This is a genomic window from Mangrovactinospora gilvigrisea (assembly GCF_001879105.1).
Classification (GTDB): Bacteria; Actinomycetota; Actinomycetes; order Streptomycetales; family Streptomycetaceae; genus Mangrovactinospora; species Mangrovactinospora gilvigrisea.
On the sequence record NZ_MLCF01000082.1, the window covers coordinates 1 to 21,853 of the forward strand.

The 21,853-nt window shown below is 72.9% G+C and carries 21 protein-coding genes, 1 tRNA gene and 1 riboswitch; of the genes, 16 read left to right on the top strand and 6 right to left on the bottom strand.

All coding sequences use genetic code 11. From position 1 onward, the window contains the following. Positions 1–26: 26 nt before the first annotated feature. Positions 27–1,250, bottom strand: a complete 1,224-nt coding sequence (locus tag BIV57_RS15405) for a PTS transporter subunit EIIC (RefSeq protein WP_071657387.1) — start codon at positions 1,248–1,250, stop codon at positions 27–29. Positions 1,251–1,479: 229 nt separating this feature from the next. On the opposite strand from BIV57_RS15405, the gene BIV57_RS15410 reads away from it, so the two are divergent. The 6 genes from BIV57_RS15410 to BIV57_RS15435 all read left to right on the top strand — a co-directional run bounded on the left by BIV57_RS15410 (position 1,480) and on the right by BIV57_RS15435 (position 5,028). Then, a complete protein-coding gene (locus BIV57_RS15410) occupies positions 1,480–1,722 on the top strand; it encodes a PTS sugar transporter subunit IIB (protein ID WP_071657388.1) in 243 nt (80 codons plus the stop codon). A gap of 96 nt (positions 1,723–1,818) precedes the next feature. Further along, positions 1,819–2,562: a ribonuclease PH gene (gene rph / locus BIV57_RS15415; protein ID WP_071657389.1), complete on the top strand. Its 744-nt coding sequence runs from the start codon at positions 1,819–1,821 to the stop codon at positions 2,560–2,562. Then, the gene (gene rdgB / locus BIV57_RS15420; RefSeq protein ID WP_419185717.1) at positions 2,559–3,206 is read left to right on the top strand and encodes an RdgB/HAM1 family non-canonical purine NTP pyrophosphatase; all 648 of its coding nucleotides are present in this window, start codon (positions 2,559–2,561) and stop codon (positions 3,204–3,206) included. Before rph ends, rdgB begins: the two co-directional genes overlap by 4 nt. A gap of 20 nt (positions 3,207–3,226) precedes the next feature. Then, positions 3,227–3,871, top strand: coding sequence for an N-acetylmuramoyl-L-alanine amidase (locus BIV57_RS15425; protein ID WP_071657390.1), 645 nt, complete (start codon positions 3,227–3,229; stop codon positions 3,869–3,871). A gap of 166 nt (positions 3,872–4,037) precedes the next feature. Then, positions 4,038–4,922 carry an HNH endonuclease signature motif containing protein gene (locus BIV57_RS15430; protein ID WP_139275687.1) on the top strand — a complete coding sequence of 295 codons (885 nt, stop codon included), beginning with the start codon at positions 4,038–4,040 and terminating at the stop codon, positions 4,920–4,922. A 21-nt stretch (positions 4,923–4,943) separates the two neighbouring features. Continuing rightward, positions 4,944–5,028 (top strand) — tRNA-Leu (locus tag BIV57_RS15435). A 16-nt stretch (positions 5,029–5,044) separates the two neighbouring features. On the opposite strand, the gene BIV57_RS15440 is transcribed toward BIV57_RS15435, so the two are convergent. Then, a complete protein-coding gene (locus BIV57_RS15440; protein ID WP_071657391.1) occupies positions 5,045–6,559 on the bottom strand; it encodes a molybdopterin-dependent oxidoreductase in 1,515 nt (504 codons plus the stop codon). Between BIV57_RS15440 and BIV57_RS15445 the strand changes: the two genes are divergently transcribed. The 6 genes from BIV57_RS15445 (at position 6,558) to BIV57_RS15470 (ending at position 12,046) form a co-directional block, all read left to right on the top strand. Next, positions 6,558–8,090: an FAD-linked oxidase C-terminal domain-containing protein gene (locus BIV57_RS15445; RefSeq protein WP_079170360.1), complete on the top strand. Its 1,533-nt coding sequence runs from the start codon at positions 6,558–6,560 to the stop codon at positions 8,088–8,090. The genes BIV57_RS15440 and BIV57_RS15445 overlap by 2 nt on opposite strands. Continuing rightward, entirely contained in the window at positions 8,087–9,271 is a 1,185-nt protein-coding gene (locus tag BIV57_RS15450) for an FAD-binding oxidoreductase (protein ID WP_071657393.1), read from the top strand. Before BIV57_RS15445 ends, BIV57_RS15450 begins: the two co-directional genes overlap by 4 nt. 16 nt (positions 9,272–9,287) lie before the next feature. After that, positions 9,288–10,631 (top strand): heterodisulfide reductase-related iron-sulfur binding cluster, encoded by a 1,344-nt coding sequence (locus tag BIV57_RS15455; RefSeq protein WP_071657394.1) that lies wholly within the window; start codon positions 9,288–9,290, stop codon positions 10,629–10,631. Then, entirely contained in the window at positions 10,628–11,104 is a 477-nt protein-coding gene (gene bcp / locus BIV57_RS15460) for a thioredoxin-dependent thiol peroxidase (protein WP_071657395.1), read from the top strand. Before BIV57_RS15455 ends, bcp begins: the two co-directional genes overlap by 4 nt. Positions 11,105–11,229: 125 nt before the next feature. After that, entirely contained in the window at positions 11,230–11,625 is a 396-nt protein-coding gene (locus BIV57_RS15465; protein ID WP_419185718.1) for a DUF3618 domain-containing protein, read from the top strand. An 88-nt stretch (positions 11,626–11,713) separates the two neighbouring features. Then, entirely contained in the window at positions 11,714–12,046 is a 333-nt protein-coding gene (locus BIV57_RS15470) for a GroES family chaperonin (protein WP_071657410.1), read from the top strand. 85 nt (positions 12,047–12,131) lie between these two features. Here BIV57_RS15470 and BIV57_RS15475 read toward each other — a convergent pair whose 3' ends face one another. Both BIV57_RS15475 and BIV57_RS15480 read right to left on the bottom strand, forming a co-directional pair. Next, on the bottom strand, positions 12,132–12,449 hold the full coding sequence (locus BIV57_RS15475) for a DMT family transporter (protein WP_071657396.1): 318 nt from the start codon (positions 12,447–12,449) through the stop codon (positions 12,132–12,134). A gap of 38 nt (positions 12,450–12,487) precedes the next feature. Continuing rightward, positions 12,488–12,561, bottom strand: a riboswitch (guanidine-III (ykkC-III) riboswitch). Between the two features lie 36 nt (positions 12,562–12,597). Then, positions 12,598–14,799, bottom strand: coding sequence for a transglycosylase domain-containing protein (locus BIV57_RS15480; RefSeq protein WP_071657397.1), 2,202 nt, complete (start codon positions 14,797–14,799; stop codon positions 12,598–12,600). Positions 14,800–14,940: 141 nt separating this feature from the next. On the opposite strand from BIV57_RS15480, the gene BIV57_RS15485 reads away from it, so the two are divergent. The 4 genes from BIV57_RS15485 to BIV57_RS15500 all read left to right on the top strand — a co-directional run bounded on the left by BIV57_RS15485 (position 14,941) and on the right by BIV57_RS15500 (position 19,624). Then, positions 14,941–16,662: a DUF885 domain-containing protein gene (locus BIV57_RS15485; RefSeq protein ID WP_071657398.1), complete on the top strand. Its 1,722-nt coding sequence runs from the start codon at positions 14,941–14,943 to the stop codon at positions 16,660–16,662. A gap of 334 nt (positions 16,663–16,996) precedes the next feature. Next, entirely contained in the window at positions 16,997–17,815 is an 819-nt protein-coding gene (locus BIV57_RS15490; RefSeq protein ID WP_071657399.1) for an ABC transporter permease, read from the top strand. A gap of 55 nt (positions 17,816–17,870) precedes the next feature. Further along, entirely contained in the window at positions 17,871–18,635 is a 765-nt protein-coding gene (locus BIV57_RS15495) for an ABC transporter permease (protein WP_079170361.1), read from the top strand. Between the two features lie 20 nt (positions 18,636–18,655). Then, the gene (locus tag BIV57_RS15500; RefSeq protein WP_071657411.1) at positions 18,656–19,624 is read left to right on the top strand and encodes an ABC transporter ATP-binding protein; all 969 of its coding nucleotides are present in this window, start codon (positions 18,656–18,658) and stop codon (positions 19,622–19,624) included. A 150-nt stretch (positions 19,625–19,774) separates the two neighbouring features. On the opposite strand, the gene BIV57_RS15505 is transcribed toward BIV57_RS15500, so the two are convergent. Both BIV57_RS15505 and BIV57_RS15510 read right to left on the bottom strand, forming a co-directional pair. Then, positions 19,775–20,461, bottom strand: coding sequence for a hypothetical protein (locus tag BIV57_RS15505; protein WP_071657401.1), 687 nt, complete (start codon positions 20,459–20,461; stop codon positions 19,775–19,777). An 86-nt stretch (positions 20,462–20,547) separates the two neighbouring features. Next, complete coding sequence (locus BIV57_RS15510) at positions 20,548–21,273, bottom strand: nucleotidyltransferase family protein (RefSeq protein ID WP_071657402.1); 726 nt, start codon at positions 21,271–21,273, stop codon at positions 20,548–20,550. Positions 21,274–21,853 lie beyond the last annotated feature (580 nt).

A 21,853-nucleotide genomic window follows, 5' to 3' on the forward strand; every position in this document is an offset into this window, starting at 1 on the left:
GCCGCCGGGGCGGGACTGACGGGTGGTCAGGCCTTGGTGGTGTCGATGACGTCCTCGTCCGGCTCGCGTCCCGGCGTCGGCAGGTTGAGCGCCGGGATGAGGATCCGGAACAGGGCGTAGTAGACGATCGCGAAGCAGACGCCGATCGGGATGATCATCCATGGCTTGGTGGCGTGGTTCCACGCCAGCGCGTAGTCGATCAGTCCCGCGGAGAAGGTGAAGCCGTCGTGGACGCCGAGCGCCCAGGTGATCGCCATCGAGGCGCCGGTGAGCAGCGCGTGGACGACGTACAGGACCGGGGCCACGTACATGAAGGAGAACTCGATGGGCTCGGTGACGCCGGTGACGAAGGACGTCAGCGCGACCGAGAGCATCATTCCGTAGGTGGCCTTGCGGCGCTCCGGCTTGGCGCAGGCCGCGATGGCCATGGCCGCCGCCGGCAGGGCGAACATCATGATCGGGTAGAAGCCGGACATCCACTGGCCGGCGGTGGGGTCGCCCGCGTAGAAGCGGTTGATGTCGCCCATCACCACCTTGTGGGTGCTCGGGTCGGTGTAGCTGCCGAACTGGAACCACATGTAGGTGTTGATGAACTGGTGCATGCCGATCGGGATCAGCAGGCGGTTGATCACGCCGTAGATGCCGGAGCCCCAGGCGCCGAGGCCGGAGAGCCAGGTCGCGAAGGAGTCCAGGCCGTCGCCGATGGGCTGCCAGACGAGGCCGAAGATGACGCCGAGGAAGAGCCCGATGAAGGACATCAGGATCGGCACCAGCCGGCGGCCGTTGAAGAAGCCCAGCCAGTCCACCAGCTTGGTGCGGTAGAAGCGCCGCCAGGTGACCGCGGCGATCAGGCCGACGACGATGCCGCCGAGCACCCCGGGGTTCTGCGGGTTGCCCGCCTTGTCCGGGTAGACGGTGAGGACGTTGTGGTAGCACAGGTAGCCGACGAGGGCGGCGAGCGCGGTGGAGCCGTCCGCCTTCTTGGCGAAGCCGATCGCCACGCCGATGCAGAACAGCAGCGGGAGGTTGTCGAAGATGGTGCCGCCGGCGGCGGCGATGACCGCGGCGACCTTGGTCCACCCCAGGCCCTTGTCGCCGAAGACATCGGGCTGTCCGAGGCGGTTGAGGATGCCGGCGGCGGGCAGGACGGCGATGGGCAGCTGCAGGCTGCGGCCCATCTTCTGGAGGCCGCCGTAGAAGGACTGCCAGAGATGACGGTCGTGGCCCGAGGCAGGACTGGCTGAGCTCATGGGGCGGTTCCTCCCGATCGGCGCCCGTGCGACGTACGATGTCGGTGGTGCTTCAGTGGTCTAGACCGCCCATGACGGAGTCGTCCCCGGCGCCGGTGCGGGTGGTCCGGGACCCAGCCTGTACCTGATGGCCCGTCATCTGCGCATTATGATGCGTCAGGCGTGGGATATTGTGACCATTCGGGTTATACCGGACATGCCGGGCCCGCGCGCAGCAAGGAGTAAGGGAATGGCCAGCAAGGCTGAGAAGATCGTCGCCGGCCTGGGCGGCATCGAGAACATCGAGGAGATCGAGGGCTGCATCACCCGGTTGCGGACCGAGGTCCACGACGGCTCCAAGGTCGACGACGCCGCCCTGAAGGCCGCCGGTGCCCACGGGGTCGTGAAGATGGGCACCGCGATCCAGGTCATCATCGGCACCGACGCCGACCCGCTGGCCGCCGAGATCGAGGACATGATGGACGAGGACTGAGCGTCCTCCACCAGGCCCGCCGGTGCCGGTCCCCCGGAAGGGGGACCGGCACCGTTGCCGCATCCGGGCCTGTCGGGGGCCGATAGGCTCGGCCCCATGTCTCGCATTGACGGCCGCAAGCCCGACCAGCTCCGCCCCATCGACATCCAGCGCGGGTGGACCAAGCACGCCGAGGGCTCCGTCCTCGTCTCCTACGGCGACACCCGCGTGCTGTGCAACGCCAGCGTCACCGAGGGCGTGCCGCGCTGGCGCAAGGGCAGCGGCGAGGGCTGGGTCACCGCCGAGTACGCGATGCTGCCCCGGGCCACCAACACCCGCGGCGACCGCGAGGCCGTCCGCGGCCGGATCGGCGGCCGCACTCATGAGATCTCCCGCCTCATCGGGCGCTCGCTGCGCGCCGTCATCGACTACAAGGCGCTCGGCGAGAACACCATCGTCCTCGACTGCGACGTCCTGCAGGCCGACGGCGGCACCCGGACGGCCGCCATCACCGGCGCCTACGTCGCCCTCGCCGACGCGGTCAGCCACCTGCGGGAGCGCAAGCTCGTCAAGAACGGCGCCAAAGTCCTGAAGGACAGCGTCTCCGCGGTGAGCGTCGGCATCATCGACGGCACCCCGATGCTCGACCTCGCCTACGAGGAGGACGTCCGCGCCGAGACCGACATGAACGTCGTCTGCACCGGCGACGGCCGCTTCGTCGAGGTCCAGGGCACCGCCGAGGGCGCGCCCTTCGACCGCGCCGAGCTGGACGCCCTGCTGGAGCTGGCCGTCGCCGGCTGCGCCGAGCTGAGCGGGCGTCAGGCGCTCGCCCTCGCGGCCGACCTCGCCACCCGGAAGTGACCGGCGCCGTGGAGCGGAAGCTGGTCCTCGCCACCCGCAACGCCGACAAGGTGCGCGAGCTCCGCCAGATCCTGGACGGCGCCGGGCTGGGGGTCGAGCTGGTCGGCGCGGACGCCTACCCCGAGGTGCCGGACGTCCGCGAGAGCGGCGTCACCTTCGCCGCGAACGCGCTGCTGAAGGCGCACGCGCTGGCGCGCGCCACCGGCCTGCCGGCCGTCGCCGACGACTCCGGGCTCTGCGTCGACGTGCTCGGCGGCGCCCCCGGCATCTTCTCCGCCCGCTGGTCCGGCCGGCACGGCGACGACGCCGCCAACCTCGCGCTGCTCCTCGCCCAGCTCGGCGACGTCGAGGCGCCCGAGCACCGCGGCGCGCACTTCGCCTGCGCGGCGGCGCTCGCGCTGCCGGACGGCGGGGAGCGGGTCGTCGAGGGGCGGCTCGACGGGGTGCTGCGGTTCGCGCCCGAGGGCGCGAACGGCTTCGGCTACGACCCGATCCTCCAGGTGGAGCGGCTCGACGCGTTCGGCGCGGGGCGCACCTCGGCGGAGCTGTCGCCCGAGGAGAAGAACGCGATCTCGCACCGCGGCAAGGCGTTCCGGGCGCTGGTGCCGGTGCTGCGGGAACTGCTGGGGGAACTGCCGGGGTAGCTTCGCACGTCGATGCGGGCATGGGCGGTGTGACGCGGCGCAGGGTGCTGATCGGGGGCGGCGTCGCCGTCGGGGCGGGGCTGCTCGCCGCGCAGGCGGACGGCGGGCTGTCCCGCTGGTGGTGGCGCGCGCCGTGGGCGCACCGGCGGCGGCCGCCCGGGCTCGTCGACTACGCCGGCGCGCAGTGGGCGCCGGCCGCGGCGGCCAACCACCGGGAGGCGAACCGTCCGGAGGACTGGGCGATCGACCGGGTGGTCGTCCACGTCACCCAGGGCTCCTTCACCGGGGCCCTCAACCTCTTCGCCGACCCGTCGAGGGAGGTGTCCGCGCACTATGTGGTGCGCTCCCGCGACGGGCATGTCGCCCAGACCGTCCGCGAGATCGACGTGGCCTTCCACGCCGGCAACTGGAACTGGAACAACCGCAGCATCGGCATCGAGCACGAGGGCTTCGTCGACCAGCCGCGGTGGTTCACCGACGCGATGTACCGCTCCTCGGCGCGCCTGACGGCGGCGGTCTGCCACCGGTACGGCATCCCGGCGGACCGCACCCACATCGTCGGCCACTACCAGGTCCCCGGCACCGACCACACGGACCCGGGGCCGCACTGGGAGTGGGGGCACTACATGGATCTGGTGCGGGGCGAGTTGGCGCGGCACGGCTGAGGAACGCTCGTGGGCGCGGGAGATGTCGTAGGCGGGTGCCATAGTGGGCTGTTGGACGCTCCGCGTGCGCGGGGCGGCACGCAGAGAGCTACGGCGATGCTGACGGGGGCTCAGCGTGCCGCGGCACGAGGGCTCTTGGCTGCTTCTCCGGGACAGGGCGGACGCAATGGCCAATCGAAAGTACACCCGCGCGATGCTGGTCGAGGCGGTGGCGTGCTCGAAGAGCATCAACGACGTGCTGCGGTGTCTGGGGATGGACGTCGTCGGCGGTAACCACACGCACATCAGTCACCAGATCAAGAAGTTCGGGATCGATATCTCGCATTTCACATACTACCAACGCCGCAATCCTGTTGCCCGTGAGCAGTTGGCCGAGGCGGTCGCACTCTCGATGAGCCGAGTGGAAGTGATGGAGCGCCTGCGGGCGAAACGCGGCGAAGTCGACTACAAGAATATCTGCTATCTGATCCGGAAATATGGGATCGATGCTTCTCACTTCCCCGATGCTCGGGGGCGGAAACCACTGCATCTCGACAGGGCATGCGGTACGCGCTCGCTCCGATCCCTGACTCGGGAGGGATTGTCCGTGGTGGTGGCGCAATCCATCAGCATGGCTGCGGTGCTCAGAGGTCTCGGCCTGTCTGACCAGACGAAGTCGGCGCGGCGTTACCTGAAGATGCGGATCGCGGAGTGGGAGATCGATACCAGCCACTTCCTGGGGCAGAGTCATTTCCGTGGGTGCGTGAGTCCGCTGCGACGCAGACCGGAGGAGGTGCTCGTGCGGCGTCGGCCCGGCTCGTCCCGCGTGCGATCGGTGATGCTCACGCGGGCCCTCATTGAGAGTGGGCGTCCGCCGGTATGCGAGGGGTGCGGGAACAACGGCACTTGGCTCGGGAAGAAGATCACGCTCCACGTCGACCATATCGATGGTGACTGGCTGAATTGTACGGCCGGGAATTTGCGCTTTCTGTGCCCGAACTGCCACAGTCAGACGCCTACCTTTGGACGTTCAAAGTCCAGCACCGGAACGGTACTTGACGGCGCGCCATAAGGTGCGATAGCGTATTGTCGGGCGGTGGTGGAGAAATTAGGCAGCCTCGAGGGCCTTAGGAGCCCTTGCGCGAAAGCGCGTGCGGGTTCGAGTCCCGCCCACCGCACTGACTTTCATTCGGGCTATCCCACCGTCACGTTGATGGTGTGGTAGCCCGTTGCGCCGTTCGGCTCCGGGGCGGCCTCCGCGGATGTCTGGGGGGTGCCGGTGCGGTCGGTGGCGCGGACCTGGAGGGTGTGGTCGCCCTTGGCGGCCGGGTGCCAGGTCCAGCGCCACATGCGCCAGGTGTCGGCGGAGGGGGCGGGGAGCAGCGTCGCCGGGGTCCAGGGGCCCTTGTCGGCGCGGAGTTCGACGCGGGAGATGCCGCGGTGCTGCGCCCATGCGACGCCGGCCACGGTGACGCCGCCGGAGGCCGCCGCGGAGACGCTGGAGCCGTCGTGGGGGGTGTCGATGCGCGACTCCGTCTTGATGACGGCCTGTTGGGACCAGCCCCGCGTCACCCAGTAGGCGTTGTAGGAGGAGAAGGTGGTGAGTTCGAGGGAGGACAGCCACTTGCAGGCCGAGACGTAGCCGTACAGCCCGGGGACGACCATCCGGACCGGGAAGCCGTGGGCGACGGGCAGGGGTTGGCCGTCCATGCCGACGGCGAGCAGCGCGTCGCGGCCGTCCATCACCGTCTCGACGGGGGTGCCGATGGTCATGCCGTCCGTCGAGCGGGCGACGAGCTGGTCGGCGCGCCCGCCCTTCGACGGCGGGCGGACGCCCGCCTCGCGCAGCACGTCGGCGAGGCGGACGCCCAGCCAGCGGGCGTTGCCGATGTACGGGCCGCCGACGGTGTTGGAGACGCAGGCGATGGTGATGTACCGCTCGATCAGGGGGCGCGCGAGCAGGTCGGCGTAGGTCAGGGTGAGCGGCTTGGTGACGCCCGTGCCGTGGATGCGCAGCGTCCAGCCCTTGGTGCTGACCTGGGGGGTCACCAGCGCGGTGTCGACCCGGTAGAAGCTGGAGGTGGGGGTGGTGAACGAGGCGGGGAGGGACGGGGGCAGCGGCCGGGCCGGCGAGGCCGGGCGCGGCAGGTGGACGGTCTCCCGGGCCACCGTGCCCGAGGTGCGGGTGGAGTCGAGGTAGCGGCCGATCGCGGTGGCGCCCGCGGAGGCGACGACCACCCCGGCGGCCGTGGAGAGGAAGCGGCGGCGCCCGATCCCGCCGTCCTCCGCGACGAGTTGGCCGCGCAGCAGCTTGATCGTCAGCAGGCCGGCGCCGACGCCGACGATGGTCGGGGCGGCGTCCCAGCCGGTGGCGTCCGGGCGGGTGAGCGCCGCGGCGACGCCCAGCGCGCCGAGGACGAGCGTCCCCGGGATCGCCCAGCCGAGTCGACCGAGGACGGCGGCGAGGATCGCCACCACCACCAGGATGCCGATCTGCAGCGCCAACTTGTCGCCGGTGCCGAAGTTGTTGATGGCCCAGTTCTTGACGGGCGCGGGCGCCATGTCGATCGCCGCCCGCCCCACCGCCACCCAGGGCGACGCCTGCGGCCGCACCAGGCCCGCGATCAGCTCGCCGACGCCCAGCGCCGCCGCGCCGGCCAGCAGCCCCGTCACCAGACCTGTCCAACCGCCGTTCGGGTTGCGTGCCATGACACCAACTCTGCTCTCGGTTCGAACCCTTGACTCCGCGTCGGGTAGTGATCAGCGTGGAGGCGTGCCCGCGCTCGAAGAGGTCCGCCGCGAACTCGCCGCCGCGTTGCCGGCCGCCGCCCTGATCGACGACCATGCCCGGTTGCGCACTTACGAGTGCGACGGACTCACCGGCTATCGGGTGGTTCCGGGACTCGTCGCACTCCCCGGGACACACGATGAAGTGGTCGCCGCGGTTCGATCCTGCCACCGCAACGGAGTGCCGTATGTGGCGCGGGGCGCCGGAACTGGGCTTTCGGGAGGTGCGCTGCCCGTGGCGAACGGCATCGTCATCGGGTTGTCACGGATGCGTAAGATCCTCGAGGTCGATACGGTGAACGAGACCGCGACCGTCGAGCCCGGCGTGACCAATCTGGCGATCAGCCAGGCCGCCGCCGCGCACGGCCTCTACTACGCGCCGGACCCGTCCTCCCAGCAGGTGTGCACCATCGGCGGCAATGTCGCGGAGAACTCCGGCGGGGCGCACTGCCTGAAGTACGGCTTCACCACCCACCATGTGCTCGCCGCGGACGTGGTGCTGCCGGACGGGACGGCGGCCCGGCTGGGCGGCGACGCGCGGGCCCGGGACGACGGGCCCGACCTGCTGGGGCTCTTCATCGGCTCGGAGGGGACGCTGGGGATCGCCACCCGGATCACCGTGCGGCTGCTGCGCAGACCGGCGGCGGTGCGGACGCTGCTCGCCGACTTCGGCAGCGTCGAGGAGGCCGGGCGGGCCGTCTCCGGGATCGTCGCCGCCGGGATCGTCCCGGCCGCGGTGGAGATGATGGACGCCCTGGCGATGCGCGCGGCCGAGGCCGCCACCGGCGCCGGCTTCACCCTGGACCCGGCGCGCGCCGCGGCCGCGCTGGTGGTGGAGGTGGACGGGCCGCCCGCCGAGGTCGAGGAGTGCTTCCGCCGGATCGTCGCGGTCTGCGAGACGAACGCGGCGACGCGGGTGCGGGTCGCCGCCGACCCGGAGGAGCGGGCCCGCATCTGGCGGGGCCGCAAGGCCGCGTTCGCGGCGATGGGGCGGATCAGCCCCGACTACTTCGTCCAGGACGGCGTGGTGCCGCGGGCGCGGCTCGCCGAAGTGCTCGCCCGGATCGCGGAGTTGGGGGAGGCGGCCGGGCTGCGGGTGGCGAACGTCTTCCACGCCGGGGACGGCAATCTGCATCCGCTGGTGCTCTACGACGCCTCGGCCGGGCAGTCGGAGGCGGGCGAGGAGCTGTCGCGGCGGATCGCCGAGCTCTGCGTGGAGCTGGGCGGCTCGCTCTCCGGCGAGCACGGCATCGGCGCGGACAAGGCGTGCTCGATGCCGCGGATGTTCTCCGAGACGGATCTGGCGGTGATGGCGCGGGTGCGGGACGCGGTCGACCGGGACGGGCTGTGCAACCCGGGCAAGGTGCTGCCGACGCCGCGGCTGTGCGGGGAGCGGATCGGCCCGTACCGGGCGCATGTGGTCGAGGAGGCCGGGTTGGGGGAGCGCTGGTGACGGGCGCGGACCCGCAGCGGCCGAGGGACCGGCGGCGCCCGGTGGTGCTGCGGCCCGCGGACGCGGGCGAGGCGGTGGAGGCCGTCCTGGAGGGCGCGAAGGCGCGCGGCCGGCTGCGGATCGCGGGCGCCGGGACGGCCGCCGAGTGGGGCGGCATGCGGCCGGATCCGGATGCGGCGGTGCTCTCCACCGAGCGGCTGCGCGGCGTCGTCGACCACCAGCCGGACGACATGGTGCTGGTGGTGCGGGCCGGCACGCCGCTGGCCGAGCTGGCGCCGGAGCTGGCCGCGCACGGGCAGCGGCTCGCGCTGGACCCGGCGCGGGCCGAGGAGGGCGCCACGGTGGGCGGGCTGCTGGCGACGGCGGACGCGGGGCCGCTGCGGCAGCTGCACGGCGGCCCGCGGGACCTGGTGCTGGGGGTGACGGTGGTGCTGGCCGACGGCACGGCGGCGCGCTCGGGCGGACGGGTCATCAAGAACGTGGCCGGGTACGACCTGGCGAAGCTCCTCAGCGGCTCGCTGGGGACGCTGGGGCTGGTGGTGGAGCTGGCCGTGCGGCTGCATCCGGTGCCGGAGGCGACGGCGACCTGGGCGGTGCCCTGCGCGGACCGGGCCGCGCTGGCCGTGGCGCGGCGGGCGGAGGCGGCGGGCGCGGAGCCGGCCGCGATGCAGTGGGCGGACCTGGGGGACGGCTCCGAGCCGCGGCTGCTGCTGCGGTTCGAGGGCGGCGAGGGGGCGCTGACGGAGCGTCTGGCGGCGGTGGCGGAGGTGCTGCCGGCGGGCCGGGCGCTGCGCGGCGACGCGGAGGACGCGGCCTGGGCGGCGACGGCGGCGGCGGTGCGCGGCGGGGCGTTCCGGGTGACGGCGGCGCCGGGGGCGTTCCCGCTGGTGGACGCGGTGCCCGCGGGGACGGTGCGGGTGCGGGAGGTGGGCGGCGGGGTGGAGACGGTGGCGCCGGGGGAGACATCGGTCGTGGACGCGTACCGGGCGGCGGCGGACCCGGTGGGGCGGACGCTGATGCCGCACCGGCGGTCGGCCGGCGGGGTGGTCCTGGCGGACCCGGCGACGTTGCCGGTTCGCACGGCGCTGAAACGGGCGCTGGATCCGGAGGGGCGGCTGCCCGGTCCGCTGTCCTCACCCGCGCGGTTCCCCGCGCCCCCGGCGGGGCGCGCCGACACGTGACGCATGCGGAGGCATCATGCTGCCCGAATACCTGAACGACTGCGTGCACTGCGGGTTCTGCCTGCCGTCCTGTCCCACGTACCAGCTGTGGGGGGAGGAGATGGACTCGCCGCGGGGGCGGATCCAGCTGATGGACCTGGCCGTCAAGGGCGAGATCCCGGTGGACGCGGTCTTCGCCGGGCACATGGACGCGTGCCTGGGGTGCATGGCGTGCGTCAGCGCCTGCCCGTCCGGGGTGCGCTACGACCGGCTCATCGAGGCCGCCCGGCCGGTCGCCGAGCGCGAGGTGCCGCGCACCCGCGCCGACCGGCTCCACCGCGACCTGCTCTTCGCGCTCTTCCCGTATCCGCGGCGGCTGCGCGCTGCCGCGCTGCTGGGCCGCGTCCAGCAGCGGCTCGGCGCGGACCGGCTGCTCGCCCGCGCCCCGCTGCCGCCCCGGCTGCGCGCGCTCGCCGAGCTGATGCCGCCCGTTCCGCCGGCCCGCGGCCGGCGCCCGCTGCCGCCGTTCGTCCGCTCCCGGGCCGCCGGCACCCCGCGCGCGGTCGTCGCCCTGCTCACCGGGTGTGTGCAGAGCGTCTTCTTCGCCGACGTCAACCGCGCCACCGCCCGCGTCCTCGCCCTGGAGGGCTGCGACGTGCTGGTGCCGCGCGCCCAGACCTGCTGCGGGGCGCTGGAGGAGCACTCCGGGCGTGCGGAGGACGCCGCGCGCCGGGCCAGGCGGCTGCTGGACACGCTCGGCCGGCTCACCCGCCATGTGGACGCCTTCGTCGTCAACGTCGCGGGCTGCGGATCCCACCTCAAGGAGTACGGCGAGCTGCTCGCCGACGACCCCGACTACGCCGAGCGGGCCCGCGCCTTCGCCGCCAAGGTCAAGGACGTCAGCGAAGTGCTGGTCGGACTCGGTCCGCTGGCGAGGCGTCACCCGGTCGAGGGACGGGTGGCGTACCACGACGCCTGCCATCTGCGGCACGCCCAGGGCGTCTTCGCCGAGCCCCGGGAGCTGCTGGGCGCCGTCCCCGGCCTGGAGCTCGCCGAGCTGCCGGACGGCGGCACCTGCTGCGGCTCCGCGGGCGTCTACAACCTGCTGCAGCCGGAGGCCGCCGCCGAGCTGGGGCGGCGCAAGGCCGCCGCGGTGCGCGAGGCGGCGCCGGACGCGGTGGCCACCGGCAACCCCGGCTGCCTGCTCCAGCTGCGCCGCCATCTGGCCGGGGACGGCGGCCGGGAGCTGCCGCTCTACCACCCGGTGCAGCTGCTGGACGCCTCGCTGCGGGGCGGCGGTCTCCGCTTGTCGGACGCGGTGGCTACGGTGGGGGCAGCACCGTCCGACCAGTCCGTCCGAACCGAGGGGACCAGCCCGTGACCGACAGCCGTCTGGCGCCCGGCGACACCGCGCCCGCCTTCACCCTGTCCGACGCCGACGGCAAGCAGGTCTCGCTCGCCGACCACGCGGGCCGCCGGACCGTCGTCTACTTCTACCCGCGCGCCCTGACGCCGGGCTGCACCAAGCAGGCCTGCGACTTCACCGACAACCTCCAGGTCTTCGCCGACGCCGGCTACGACGTCATCGGCATCTCCCCGGACACCCCCGAGAAGCTCGCGAAGTTCCGCGACACCGAGAACCTGAAGGTCACGCTGCTCGCCGACCCCGAGAAGGAGGTCCTGAAGGCCTACGGGGCGTTCGGCGAGAAGAAGAACTACGGCAAGGTCATCCAGGGCGTCATCCGCTCCACGATCGTGGTCGGCGAGGACGGCCGCGTCGAGCAGGCGATGTACAACGTCCGGGCCGCCGGGCATGTCGCCAAGCTCCTCAAGGACCTGAAGATTGCTCAGTAGCGGGCGTCCGGTGACCGCTTTCGGGCGGGTCCGGGCGGCGCCGCGCCCGATCGACCTGAAAGACTGTCCGCCTAAGCAGCTCTGAACCGGTCTCACACGACATCAGGGAGTGCCTCTTGGGCGAGGTGACGCCGCACGGCGAGCACGGGGTGACCGGGCGCAGCCCGGAGCGGATCGAGGCGGACATCGAGGCGCGGCGCCGACGCCTGGCCGAGACGCTGGACGAGATCGCGGTGCGCACGCACCCGTCCACGCTGACGGCCAAGGCGAAGGAGGAGGCCGCGCAGGCGGTCGACCGCACGGTCGGCAAGGCGGTCGCCAAGGCGAACGGCGCGGTGGCGCGTGTGTCGGAGAAGGTCCGCAAGGAGTTCTTCGACGGGTACGGGTCGCCGCGGCTGGAGCGGGTGGTGCCGGTCGCCGTCGCCGCGGCGGCGGTGGTCGGGTTCGCGGTCTGGCGCTCGGCGCGGTCCTCGCGGCCGTCGTCCGCACGGTCCGCCCGGTCCGCGAAGAAGAAGAGGTGACGGGGCTGGCGGGGCTCTTCGGCGCCGCGCCAGGTACCTTGTCCCGGTGAGCGAGAAGCCGAAGTCCCATGCCGACGCGGAGATCCACATGTCGCCCGCCGACAAGCTGCCGATCCGCATGCTGCACGACCGGGTGCTGGTCAAGGCGGAGACCGCCGAGGGGGAGCGGCGTTCCGGCGGGGGGATCCTGATTCCGGCGACGGCCGAGGTGGGGAAGCGGTTGGCCTGGGCGGAGGTGGTCGCCGTCGGGCAGAACGTGCGGACGGTGGAGCCGGGGGACCGCGTGCTGTTCGATCCTTCGGATCGGGCGGAGGTCGAGGTGCGGGGTACCGCGTACGTGCTGATGCGGGAGCGGGATCTGCATGCGGTGGCGGCGGAGCGGTTGCAGGGGGCGGGCGACGCGACGGGGCTCTACCTCTAGCGGCCTGGCCGCCCCTCCGCCCCGGCACCCCACCCGGCCTGCTGCGCAGGCCGCGGGGGCCGGGGCGGTGCCGCGCCGGAGGCGGTCAGTGGCTGGTGGCCTTGAGGCCGATGATGCTGGCGATGAGCAGGCAGATGAAGAAGATCCGGGCCGCGGTGACGGGCTCCTTGAAGAGGACGATGCCGAGGACCGCGGCGCCGACCGCGCCCACGCCGACCCAGACGCCGTAGGCCGTGCCGAGCGGCAGGTGCTTGGTCGCGGCGGTCAGCAGCCCCATGCTCAGCACCAGGGTGACCACGAAGCCGATCGACGGCCAGAGCCGGGTGAACCCGTGCGAGTACTTCATCAGCGTCGACCAGGCGACCTCGAAGAGTCCGGCGACGATGAGCATGATCCAGGCCATGGCGGCACCTCCGTGGAGCGGCTGTCTGCCTCTGCGGTGGTGCGCCGTCTTTGCGTGACCCGGTACGACGCGACTCGTCGGGAAGGGCCCGGACGCTCGCCCGGGGCCCTTCCCTCATGTATAGCAAACGGACGGCAAAGTCAGGTGCTCAGCCCATCGGCGAGTAGGTCGGGGAGCCGCCGCCCGTCGGGGGCGGCAGCGTCGGGGTGGGGCGGCCGGTCGGCGGGCCCGTCGGGGGCGCCGAGGTGGGCGGGGGGAGCGTCGGCGTCGGGATGGTGCTGGGCGTGGGCCGGGAGGTCGGGGTGGGGTGCGACGTCGGGCCGCCCCCGCCGCCCGAGCCGGCGCTCGCCGTCGCCGTGGGCGTCCAGCCGCCGCCGGAGCCGCCGTGGCCGTGCGAGTTCTTCGGGAACTTCAGCACCGGTTCGCCCTTGAGGGCGGCGCGCATGTAGTCCGTCCACACCTGCGCGGGGAACGTCCCGCCGGCCGCCTGGCCGTTGCCGGCCAGGTTGTCCAGGGACACCTGGCGGCCGGCCTTGGCGTCCCAGCCGAACATCCCGATGGAGGTGGCCAGCTGCGGCGTGTAGCCGGTGAACCAGACGGACTTGAAGTCGTCGGTGGTGCCGGTCTTGCCCGCCGCCGGGCGGTCCAGGTGCTGGGCCGCGTAGCCGGTGCCGCCCGGGTCGTCGATGACGCCGCGCAGCACCTGCGTCACCTGGTCGGCGACCTTGGCGGTGAGCACCCGGGTGCCCGGGTGCTTGGGCAGCACCGGGTGCTCGCCGGTGGAGCGGCGCACCTTGAGCACCGTCCAGGGCGCGATACGCACCCCGTGGTCGTCGAGCGTGGCGTAGACGGACGCCATGTCGAGCGGGCTGTGCGCGGAGACGCCGAGCGCCACGGACGGCACCGCGTGGACGCCCTGCAGCCCGAGCTGCTTCGCCAGGTCGGCGACGTTCCCCAGGCCCGCGTCGACGGCGAGTTGGGCGTAGACGGCGTTGACGGACTTGTCCATCGCCTCCTGGACGGTGATCTCGCCGTAGGAGCGGTCCCCCTCGTTGGGCGGCGCGTACGGTTTGGTGTGCGCCGGCAGCCCCTGGACGTCCCGCCGGCTGCGCCCGCTGTAGTAGGTGTTCGGGGTGATCGCGGTGCCGTCCTGGGTGCGGGCGTGCTCGGCGAGCGCGGCGGCCAGCACGATCGGCTTGAACGTCGAACCGACCTGGTAGTCCTCGGTGGTGGCCGAGGAGCGCCACTGCTTGAGGTAGCTGGTGCCGCCGTGCAGCGCCACCACCTGGCCGGTCTTCGGGTCGATGGAGGCGCCGCCGACCAGCACGTCGCGGTCGGCCTTGCGGTGCTTGGGATCGAGCTGGTCGCTGAGGCGGTGCTGGACCGCGGTGGCCATCGCGGCGGTGCGGTCCTTGTCGAAGGTGGTGGTGATGCGCCAGCCGCCCGCGTCCAGCTGGGCCTCCGTCAGGGTGTGGTGGGAGAGCAGGTCGTCGCGGGCCGCCATCACCAGGTAGCCGGCCTGGCCGCCGAGGCCGTTGGGCGGCTGCGGGGCGTACGGCTGGGGGAACTTCACCTTGGCGCGCGCGGCGGGGGAGAGCCAGTGCTGGTCGACCATGCCGTCCAGCACCCAGTTCCAGCGGTCCAGCGCCGCCCGGCGGTCGGCCTTGGAGTCGGTGGAGACGTCGAAGCGGCTGGGCTGGTTGAGGAGCGCGGCGAGGTAGGCGGACTGGCCGACCGTCAGATGCTTGGCGTCGGTGTGGTAGTAGGCGCGGGCGGCGGCCTGCACCCCGTAGGCGTTGCGGCCGAAGAAGCTGGTGTTGAGGTAGCCCGCGAGGATCTGGTCCTTGCTCATCCTGCGGTCCACCTTCATGGCGATGAACAGCTCCTTGACCTTGCGGCTGACGGTCCGCGACTGGTCGAGGTAGTAGTTCTTCACGTACTGCTGGGTGATGGTGGAGCCGCCCTGCTCGGCGCCCTCGAAGACGGTCCGGAAGACGCCGCGGGCGAGGCCGAGCGGGTCTATCCCGGGGTCGCGGTAGAAGGACCGGTTCTCGGCGGCGACGGTGGCGTGGCGCATCGACGCCGGTATCTGGCCGATGGTGATGTTCTCGCGGTTGACGGGGCCGGTGGTGGCGATGAGGCTGCCGTCGCGGTAGAGCCAGGTGTTGTTCTGCTGCTGGACGTTGGCGTTGGGCTGGGGGATGCCGATGGTGTACCAGGCGAGGGCGAAGGCCCCGCCGAGGAGCAGCACCACGAGGACCGCGGCGCCGAGCACCATGCGCCAGGTGGGCAGCAGTCGCCGCAGGCCGGAGCGCCTGCGGGGGCGGTCGGTGGGACTGGTGGTGCTCATGGTCGCCGGCTCCTGTGGTCGCGTCGCGTCAGAGGTCCAGACAGCCGTGCACCGCCCGGGGTTGTGTTCGACCGCGAAGCGGCTGTGGGTCGGACGGCACGCCCGTCGACACCGCTACCAGCGTCCTCTAACGTCGCGACCGTGACTAGTAGCTCTGGATCCGATCGCCCCGCATCGCCCGAAACGTCCCGCCCCACCGTCGACGAGGTCGCCGAGCGGTACGTCGACGCCTACGCCGCCCTCGACCCGTTCGGTGCGACCTCGGCCGGACTGCCCGGGTACGACGCCGAGTCGACCGACTACACCCCGGAGGGCTTCGCGGCCCGTGCGGAGCTGGACCGCCGCACCCTCGCGGAGCTGGACGGCGCCGTCGCCCGCGACGAGCGCGAGCGGGTGGCCGGCGAGGCCATGCGGGAGCGGCTCTCGCTCCACGGGGAGCTGGGCGAACTGGGCCTGGACCGCCGGATGAACGTGCTGGAGAGCCCGTTCCACGAGTCCCGCATGATCTACGACCTGATGCCCCGGGAGACCGAGGAGGACTGGGCGAACATCGCGGCCCGGCTGCGCGACCTGCCGTCGGTGCTCGCCGCCTACCGCCGCAGCATGGACGCCGACCGCGCGGGCGGCGTGCTGGGCCCGGCGCGCCGCCAGGTGGCGGGCGTCGCCGAGCAGGCGCGTCGGCTGAGGGCCGACCGCTTCTTCGAGGAGCTGGTGGGCGAGGCGCCGGCGGCGGTCCCCGACGCGCTGCGGGCGGACCTGGCGAAGGCGGCGGAGGGCGCGTCCGCCTCCTACGGCGAGTTCGCCGGCTATCTGGAGACCGCGGCGCTGCCCTCGGCCCCGACCGAGGACGCGGTGGGCCGGGACGTCTACGCGGTCGCCTCCCGCTACTTCCTGGGCGCGGCCGTCGACCTCGACGAGACCTACGCCTGGGGCCTGGACGAACTGCACCGCATCGAGGCCGAGATGGCCGAGGTCTCGCGGCGCATCGCCCCGGACGGCGGCGGATCGGTGGACGCCGCGGTGGCCGCCCTGGACGCCGACCCGGCGCGCAAGCTGGCCGGCACGGACGCGCTGCGCGGCTGGATGCAGGAGCTGGCGGACCGGACGATCGCCGAGCTGAGCGGCGTGCACTTCGACATCCCGGAGCCGGTCAAGCGGATCGAGTGCATGATCGCGCCGACCAAGGACGGCGGGATCTACTACACCCCGCCGAGCGACGACTTCTCCCGTCCGGGCCGGATGTGGTGGTCGGTGCCGCCGGGCGTCGAGGAGTTCTCCACCTGGCGCGAGACGACGACGGTCTTCCACGAGGGCGTCCCCGGCCACCACCTGCAGTGCGCGCAGGTGGTGCAGAACCGCGAGGTGCTCAACCGCTGGCAGCGGCTGCTGTGCTGGGTGTCGGGCCACGGCGAGGGCTGGGCGCTGTACGCGGAGCGGCTGATGGGCGACCTGGGCCGGCTGGACGACCCGGCGGACCGGCTGGGCATGCTGGACGGCCAGGGCTTCCGCGCGGCGCGGGTGGTCGTCGACATCGGCCTGCACCTGAAGCTGGACGTGCCGGAGCGGGTCGTCCGGGAGGACGGGATCGGGGCCGGGCCGTGGACGCCGGAGAAGGCGTTCGTCTTCCTGCAGCGGCACTGCCGGATGCAGGAGGAGTTCCTGCGGTTCGAGCTGGACCGCTACCTGGGGTGGCCGGGACAGGCGCCGTCCTACAAGGTCGGCGAGCGGATCTGGCTGGCGGCGCGGGAGGAGGTGCGGGCGCGTCAGGGGGCGGCGTTCGACCTCAAGCGGTTCCACAAGGCGGCGCTGGACCTGGGGTCGATCGGGTTGGACCCGCTGCGGGAGGCGCTCGGCCGGCTGTAGGCGCGGTTGGCCGCTTCGGAGCAAGGCCGCACCTCCGCACGCCCCGGCGCCCGAACCGGACCGCCTCGCGGTCCGCGGCGGGCGCCGGGGCGCCTTAATGGGGTGCGGGGTTCCGGGGCCATGCGATAGCCTCGGCGTTCGCTCTGCGAGCGAGAAGCGAACTGCACAGCTGCGGCGCCCTTTTCAGGGCCACCCACACCCCCCGTCTCCGTGAGGCGAGGGGCAAGTGCGCGTGCCCGCCGAGTCCCGGGATCACCGGGACCGCGGACTCGTGCGGCCGCAGCATGCCCGACAAACGGTCATATTGTGGGATTCCTAAGGGGGTTGTTCCCTCATGCGGCTGCACGCCGCCCGGCTCTACCGAACCGTCGCCGCCGGAACCTTCCGGCGGTACTCGACCTATCGCGCGGCCACGATCGCCGGGGTGTTCACCAACACCGTCTTCGGCTTCATCATGGCCTACACCTACCTGGCGCTCTGGAACGTCCGCCCGCACCTCGGCGGCTACACCGCGTCCGACGCCCTCACCTACGTCTTCATCGGCCAGTCGCTCTTCGCCGTGGTCGCCGTCTTCGGCGGCGGCGCGACGGATGACATGATCGGACGGATCCGCAGCGGCGACATCTCCGTCGACCTCTACCGGCCCGTCGACCTGCAGACCTGGTGGCTCGCCACCGACCTGGGCCGTGCCGCGTTCCAGTTCCTGGCCCGCGGCATCCCGCCGACCGTGGTCGGCGCCCTGGCCTTCCACCTCAGCCTGCCGAGCGATCCGCTGGTGTGGCTCGCCTTCCTGCTGTCGGCCTTCCTCGGGCTGCTCGTCAGCTTCTCCGTCCGCTACCTGGTGGCGCTGAGCGGCTTCTGGCTGATCGACACCAGCGGCACCCAGGCCGCCGCCGGGATCCTCGGGATGTTCTTCTCGGGCCAGCTGCTGCCGCTCAACATCTTCCCCGGGGCGCTGAAGCAGATCGCCATGCTGCTGCCCTGGGCGGGCATGCAGCAGCTGCCCATCGACGTCCTGCTGCGCACCACCGCCTCGCTGGGCGGGCTCGGCGGCGTGCTGGCGCTGCAGGTGACGTGGGCCGCGGTGCTGCTGGCCCTCGGACGGCTGGTCACCGCGACCGCGGTGCGGAAGGTGGTGTTCCAGGGTGGCTGACATCCGGGCCGTCAGGCCTCTCAACCCCGTCTCCGCCTATCTGGCGGTCGCCGGCATGTGGGCGCGCTCGGCGCTCGTCTACCGGCTGAACTTCGTGCTGGTCGTGGTGGTCGGCCTGCTGGTGAACGGCGTGGAGTTCATCGGCATCGTCTTCATGTTCATGAACGTCCCCGCGCTCGGCGGCTACTCGCTGCCCGAGGTGGCGCTGCTCTACGGGGCGTCCGGGACCGCGCTGGGCCTGTGCGACCTGCTCTTCGGCAGCATCGAGAAGATCGGCTCCCGGATCCGGGACGGCTCGCTCGACACCTTCCTCGTCCGGCCGGTGCGGCTCTACCCGCAGGCCGCCGCCGACCAGTTCGCGCTGCGCCGCCTCAACCGGCTGATCCAGGCCGGCGGGGTGCTGGTGTACGGGCTGGTGGCGGCGGACGTCCACTGGACCTGGGGCAGGGCGCTGATGATCCCGGTGATGCTGATCTGCGGGACGGCCATCTTCGAGGGCGTCTTCACGCTCGGCGCGGCCTTCCAGTTCTGGGCGCAGGACGCCGCCGAGGTGCAGAACGCCTTCACCTACGGCGGCAACTACCTGACGCAGTACCCGCCGACCGTCTTCGCCAAGGAGATGGTGCGCGGCGCGGTCTTCGTCATCCCGCTGGCCTTCGTCGACTGGTGGCCGGCGCTGTACGTGCTGGGCAAGCCCGACCCGCTGGGGCTGCCCGCCTGGACGCACTTCCTGTCGCCGGTGGTGGCGGGCGCCTTCTGCGGGATCGCGGCGCTGGCGTGGCGCGCGGCGGTGCGGGGCTATCGATCGACCGGCAGCTGACGGAGAGGGAGGAGCAGACGATGGCATTCATCGAACTCGAGGGCGTGGAGAAGACGTTCACGGTGCGGCGCAAACGCGGGCGCTTCACCCGGACGAAGGACGAGGTGCGCGCGGTCGAGGGACTGACCTTCGGCGTCGAGCGCGGCGAGATGGTCGGCTACATCGGTCCCAACGGGGCCGGGAAGTCCACCACCGTGAAGATGCTGACCGGCATTCTGACGCCGAGCGCCGGACGGCTGCGGGTGGCGGGCGTCGACCCGCAGAAGGAGCGGGTGCGGCTCGCCCAGCGGATCGGGGTGGTCTTCGGGCAGCGCACCACGCTGTGGTGGGACCTGCCGCTGCGGGACTCCTTCACGCTGGTGCGGCGCATCTACCGGATCCCGCAGGACCGGTTCGAGGAGAACCTGGGGCGGTGTGTGGACCAGCTGGAGCTGGGGCCGCTGCTGGACACGCCGGTGCGGCAGCTGTCGCTGGGCCAGCGGATGCGCGGGGACATCACCGCGGCGCTGCTGCACGACCCGGAGGTGCTGTACCTGGACGAGCCGACGATCGGCCTGGACATCCTCAGCAAGGCGACGGTGCGGCGGTTCCTGGCGGAGGTGAACGCGCGGGGCACGACGGTGCTGCTGACCACGCACGACCTGCAGGACATCGAGCAGCTGTGCCGGCGGGTGATGGTGATCGACCACGGAAGGGTGGTCTACGACGGCGGTCTGGAGGGGCTGCAGGGCTCGGACGGGGCGGAGCGGACGCTGGTGGTGGACCTGGCGGGGCCCTCGCCCGCGATCGACGTCGACGGCGCGCGGGTGGTGCGGCGCGAGGGGGACGGGGAGCGGCAGTGGCTGGCGTTCCCGGCGGGGCGCAGCGCCGCTCCGCTGGTCGCGGCGGTGGCCGAGCGGTATCCGCTGGTGGACCTGTCGGTGCGCGAGCCGGACATCGAGGACGTCATCGCCCGCCTCTACCGAGGAGTCCCGGCCCAGGCGACGTGACGGCAGCCGCCGTCCGCGGCCCCTCCCGCGGCCCCTCCCGCGGCCCCTCCCGCGGGCCCTCCCGCGGTCCCTCCCCGCGGGCGCTCCGCGCCCGCAGGGCGGGTGGGGTGCCGGGGAGGAGGAGCGGCGAACAGGGAGAAGCGCGGAGCGCTACAGCGCCTGGTCGTCGGCGTCGATGGGCAGCGGGCGCGGGCCCGCGCCCTTGCGGAACTCCCACTGGTCGCCCATCTCCGCGGAGAGCCGCGCCAGATCGACGTCCTGCCGGGCGAGCGTGTACCCCAGCCCGGTGTCCGGCTCCCACTCCGGCACCTCCCCGGAGGGCCACGCCGCCGCCAGCCCGTCCGCCTCCGCGGACAGCGCCTCCCGCCACCGCGCCCAGAAGTCCACCGCGACCGGCTCCACGAAGATGCCGTAGCACCGCACCCGCCGCCGCCGCGCCGCCAGCTGCTCCAGCGACCGGGTCTCCGCGCCCTCCAGGCGCGGCTTGCCGAGCACGCTCAGCCACCCCGTCACCTCCGCCAGCGCTGCCTTCCGGCGCCCCTGGCCGGGCACATTGCCGGCCGCGGTGAAGGACGCCGCCAGGATGTCCCGGGGGTCGACCTCCATCCCCGTCAGGTCGTAGACCTCCAGCGCGGCGTCCACCACGCCCGCGACCACCACCTGGCGCTCCTCCGACGCGCTGCGCGCCTCCCCGAACGCCGTGCCCAGCGCGAAGCGCTCGCTCATCGTCTCGATGGCGTCGTTGACATCCTGACGGGTCGCCAGCTCCGGGTCGGTCGGCCGCGGATGCCGCCTCCTCGAGCCCGCCGTGCTGCCGCCGCCCGTCGTCCTGCGCATCGCCGCTCCCGCCGCTCCGTGACGTAGGTCTCCCTGTCCTGCCCTCGGATGCTACCGGGGCGCGCCCGCGGACGGCGGACGCTGCGTCAGCCCATGTGCGCGGCCAGCTCCTTGGCCGCCTCGCGGAGGTCCTTGGCGTTGTCGATCGCGCGCCAGTAGATGCCCTCCGGGATGTCGAACCCGGCCAGCCGCCGCTCCCGGGCCAGCTGCGGGAAGGTGGTGCGCTCGTGGTCGCCGCGCTCCGGCAGCAGCCCTGCGAAGTCCGGGGAGAAGACGTAGATGCCGGCGTTGACCGGCCACGGCGTCGGCGGCGCCTCGATGAAGTCGGTGATCCGCCCGCGGTCGTCGGTCTCCACCACGCCCCACGGGATCCGCGGACGGGCCAGCGCCAGCGTCGCCGTCGCGCTCCGCTCGGCGTGGAAGCGGGACATCTTGCGCAGGCTGAAGCGCGTCCAGATGTCGGCGTTGGTGGCGTACCAGGGCTCCGCGGGCCGGGGCAGCGCCCGGGAGGCGAACTTCAGGCCGCCGCCGCGGCCCAGCGGCTCGCTCTCCACCACGGTCTGCACGCGCAGGCCGGCGGGCAGCTCGGCCTCCTTGAGCCAGTCCTGCAGCACCTCGGCGAGGTGCCCGCAGGAGACGATGACGTCCGTCACGCCCTCCTCCGCCAGCCAGTCCAACTGGTGGGCGATGATCGGCCGTCCGGTGCCCGGAATCTCGATCATCGCCTTGGGGCGGTCGTCCGTGTAGGGCCGGAGCCGGGAGCCGGTGCCTCCGGCGAGGATCACGGCCTGGGTGACGGTGGTGGAACTCATGCCGGGGACGATATCGCGAACATCGGCGGCCACTGCCGTGCCCCGCCCGGATACCGTGAGCCCGGGGCGGTTCCCTCGGGAGGCTTCCGTCCCATCGAGTGACATGCGGCGTCCGGGAGGCGAACGGTGAGCGAACAGGTGCGGTCGGCGGCGGATTCCGAGGTCCCGGCGGTGGCGGGCGGCGTCCCGGCGCCGCTGGCGGTGGCGGTGCTGGCGGACGCCTCCGGCGCCGTCCTGCTGCTCGGCGGGTCGCTGCCGTCGGTCCCCGCGCTGCCCGGCGAGACACCCGCCCGGGCGCTGGTGCGCGGCCTGCGGGAGCGGCTGGGCGTGACGTCCCGGGCGGCCGGCCCGCTGCTGGCGATGGACAGCGAGCCGGACGGCGGCCGGCTGGTCTTCCTCTACGACGTGGACCCGCCGACGAAGGCGCAGCTGGCCGCCGTCCGGGCGCTGCCCGGTGCGGAGTTCGTCCCGGCGGGGCAGGCCGCGGAGCGGCTGCCGGAGGGCCCGGAGCGGGCCCGGCTGGAGGCCGCCCTGCACGCCCGCCGCTCGGGCCGCAGCGCGACGCTGGAGCAGGGCCGGC

Bases quoted from the DNA above. Each gene is read 5' to 3' on its own strand.
- BIV57_RS15405 (WP_071657387.1), bottom strand. From the start codon at position 1,250: ATGAGCTCAGCCAGTCCTGCCTCGGGCCACGACCGTCATCTCTGGCAG.
- BIV57_RS15410 (WP_071657388.1), top strand. From the start codon at position 1,480: ATGGCCAGCAAGGCTGAGAAGATCGTCGCCGGCCTGGGCGGCATCGAG.
- rph (WP_071657389.1), top strand. From the start codon at position 1,819: ATGTCTCGCATTGACGGCCGCAAGCCCGACCAGCTCCGCCCCATCGAC.
- BIV57_RS15425 (WP_071657390.1), top strand. From the start codon at position 3,227: ATGGGCGGTGTGACGCGGCGCAGGGTGCTGATCGGGGGCGGCGTCGCC.
- BIV57_RS15430 (WP_139275687.1), top strand. From the start codon at position 4,038: ATGGCCAATCGAAAGTACACCCGCGCGATGCTGGTCGAGGCGGTGGCG.
- BIV57_RS15445 (WP_079170360.1), top strand. From the start codon at position 6,558: ATGACACCAACTCTGCTCTCGGTTCGAACCCTTGACTCCGCGTCGGGT.
- BIV57_RS15440 (WP_071657391.1), bottom strand. From the start codon at position 6,559: ATGGCACGCAACCCGAACGGCGGTTGGACAGGTCTGGTGACGGGGCTG.
- BIV57_RS15455 (WP_071657394.1), top strand. From the start codon at position 9,288: ATGCTGCCCGAATACCTGAACGACTGCGTGCACTGCGGGTTCTGCCTG.
- BIV57_RS15470 (WP_071657410.1), top strand. From the start codon at position 11,714: ATGTCGCCCGCCGACAAGCTGCCGATCCGCATGCTGCACGACCGGGTG.
- BIV57_RS15475 (WP_071657396.1), bottom strand. From the start codon at position 12,449: ATGGCCTGGATCATGCTCATCGTCGCCGGACTCTTCGAGGTCGCCTGG.
- BIV57_RS15480 (WP_071657397.1), bottom strand. From the start codon at position 14,799: ATGAGCACCACCAGTCCCACCGACCGCCCCCGCAGGCGCTCCGGCCTG.
- BIV57_RS15490 (WP_071657399.1), top strand. From the start codon at position 16,997: ATGCGGCTGCACGCCGCCCGGCTCTACCGAACCGTCGCCGCCGGAACC.
- BIV57_RS15495 (WP_079170361.1), top strand. From the start codon at position 17,871: ATGTGGGCGCGCTCGGCGCTCGTCTACCGGCTGAACTTCGTGCTGGTC.
- BIV57_RS15500 (WP_071657411.1), top strand. From the start codon at position 18,656: ATGGCATTCATCGAACTCGAGGGCGTGGAGAAGACGTTCACGGTGCGG.
- BIV57_RS15505 (WP_071657401.1), bottom strand. From the start codon at position 20,461: ATGCGCAGGACGACGGGCGGCGGCAGCACGGCGGGCTCGAGGAGGCGG.
- BIV57_RS15510 (WP_071657402.1), bottom strand. From the start codon at position 21,273: ATGAGTTCCACCACCGTCACCCAGGCCGTGATCCTCGCCGGAGGCACC.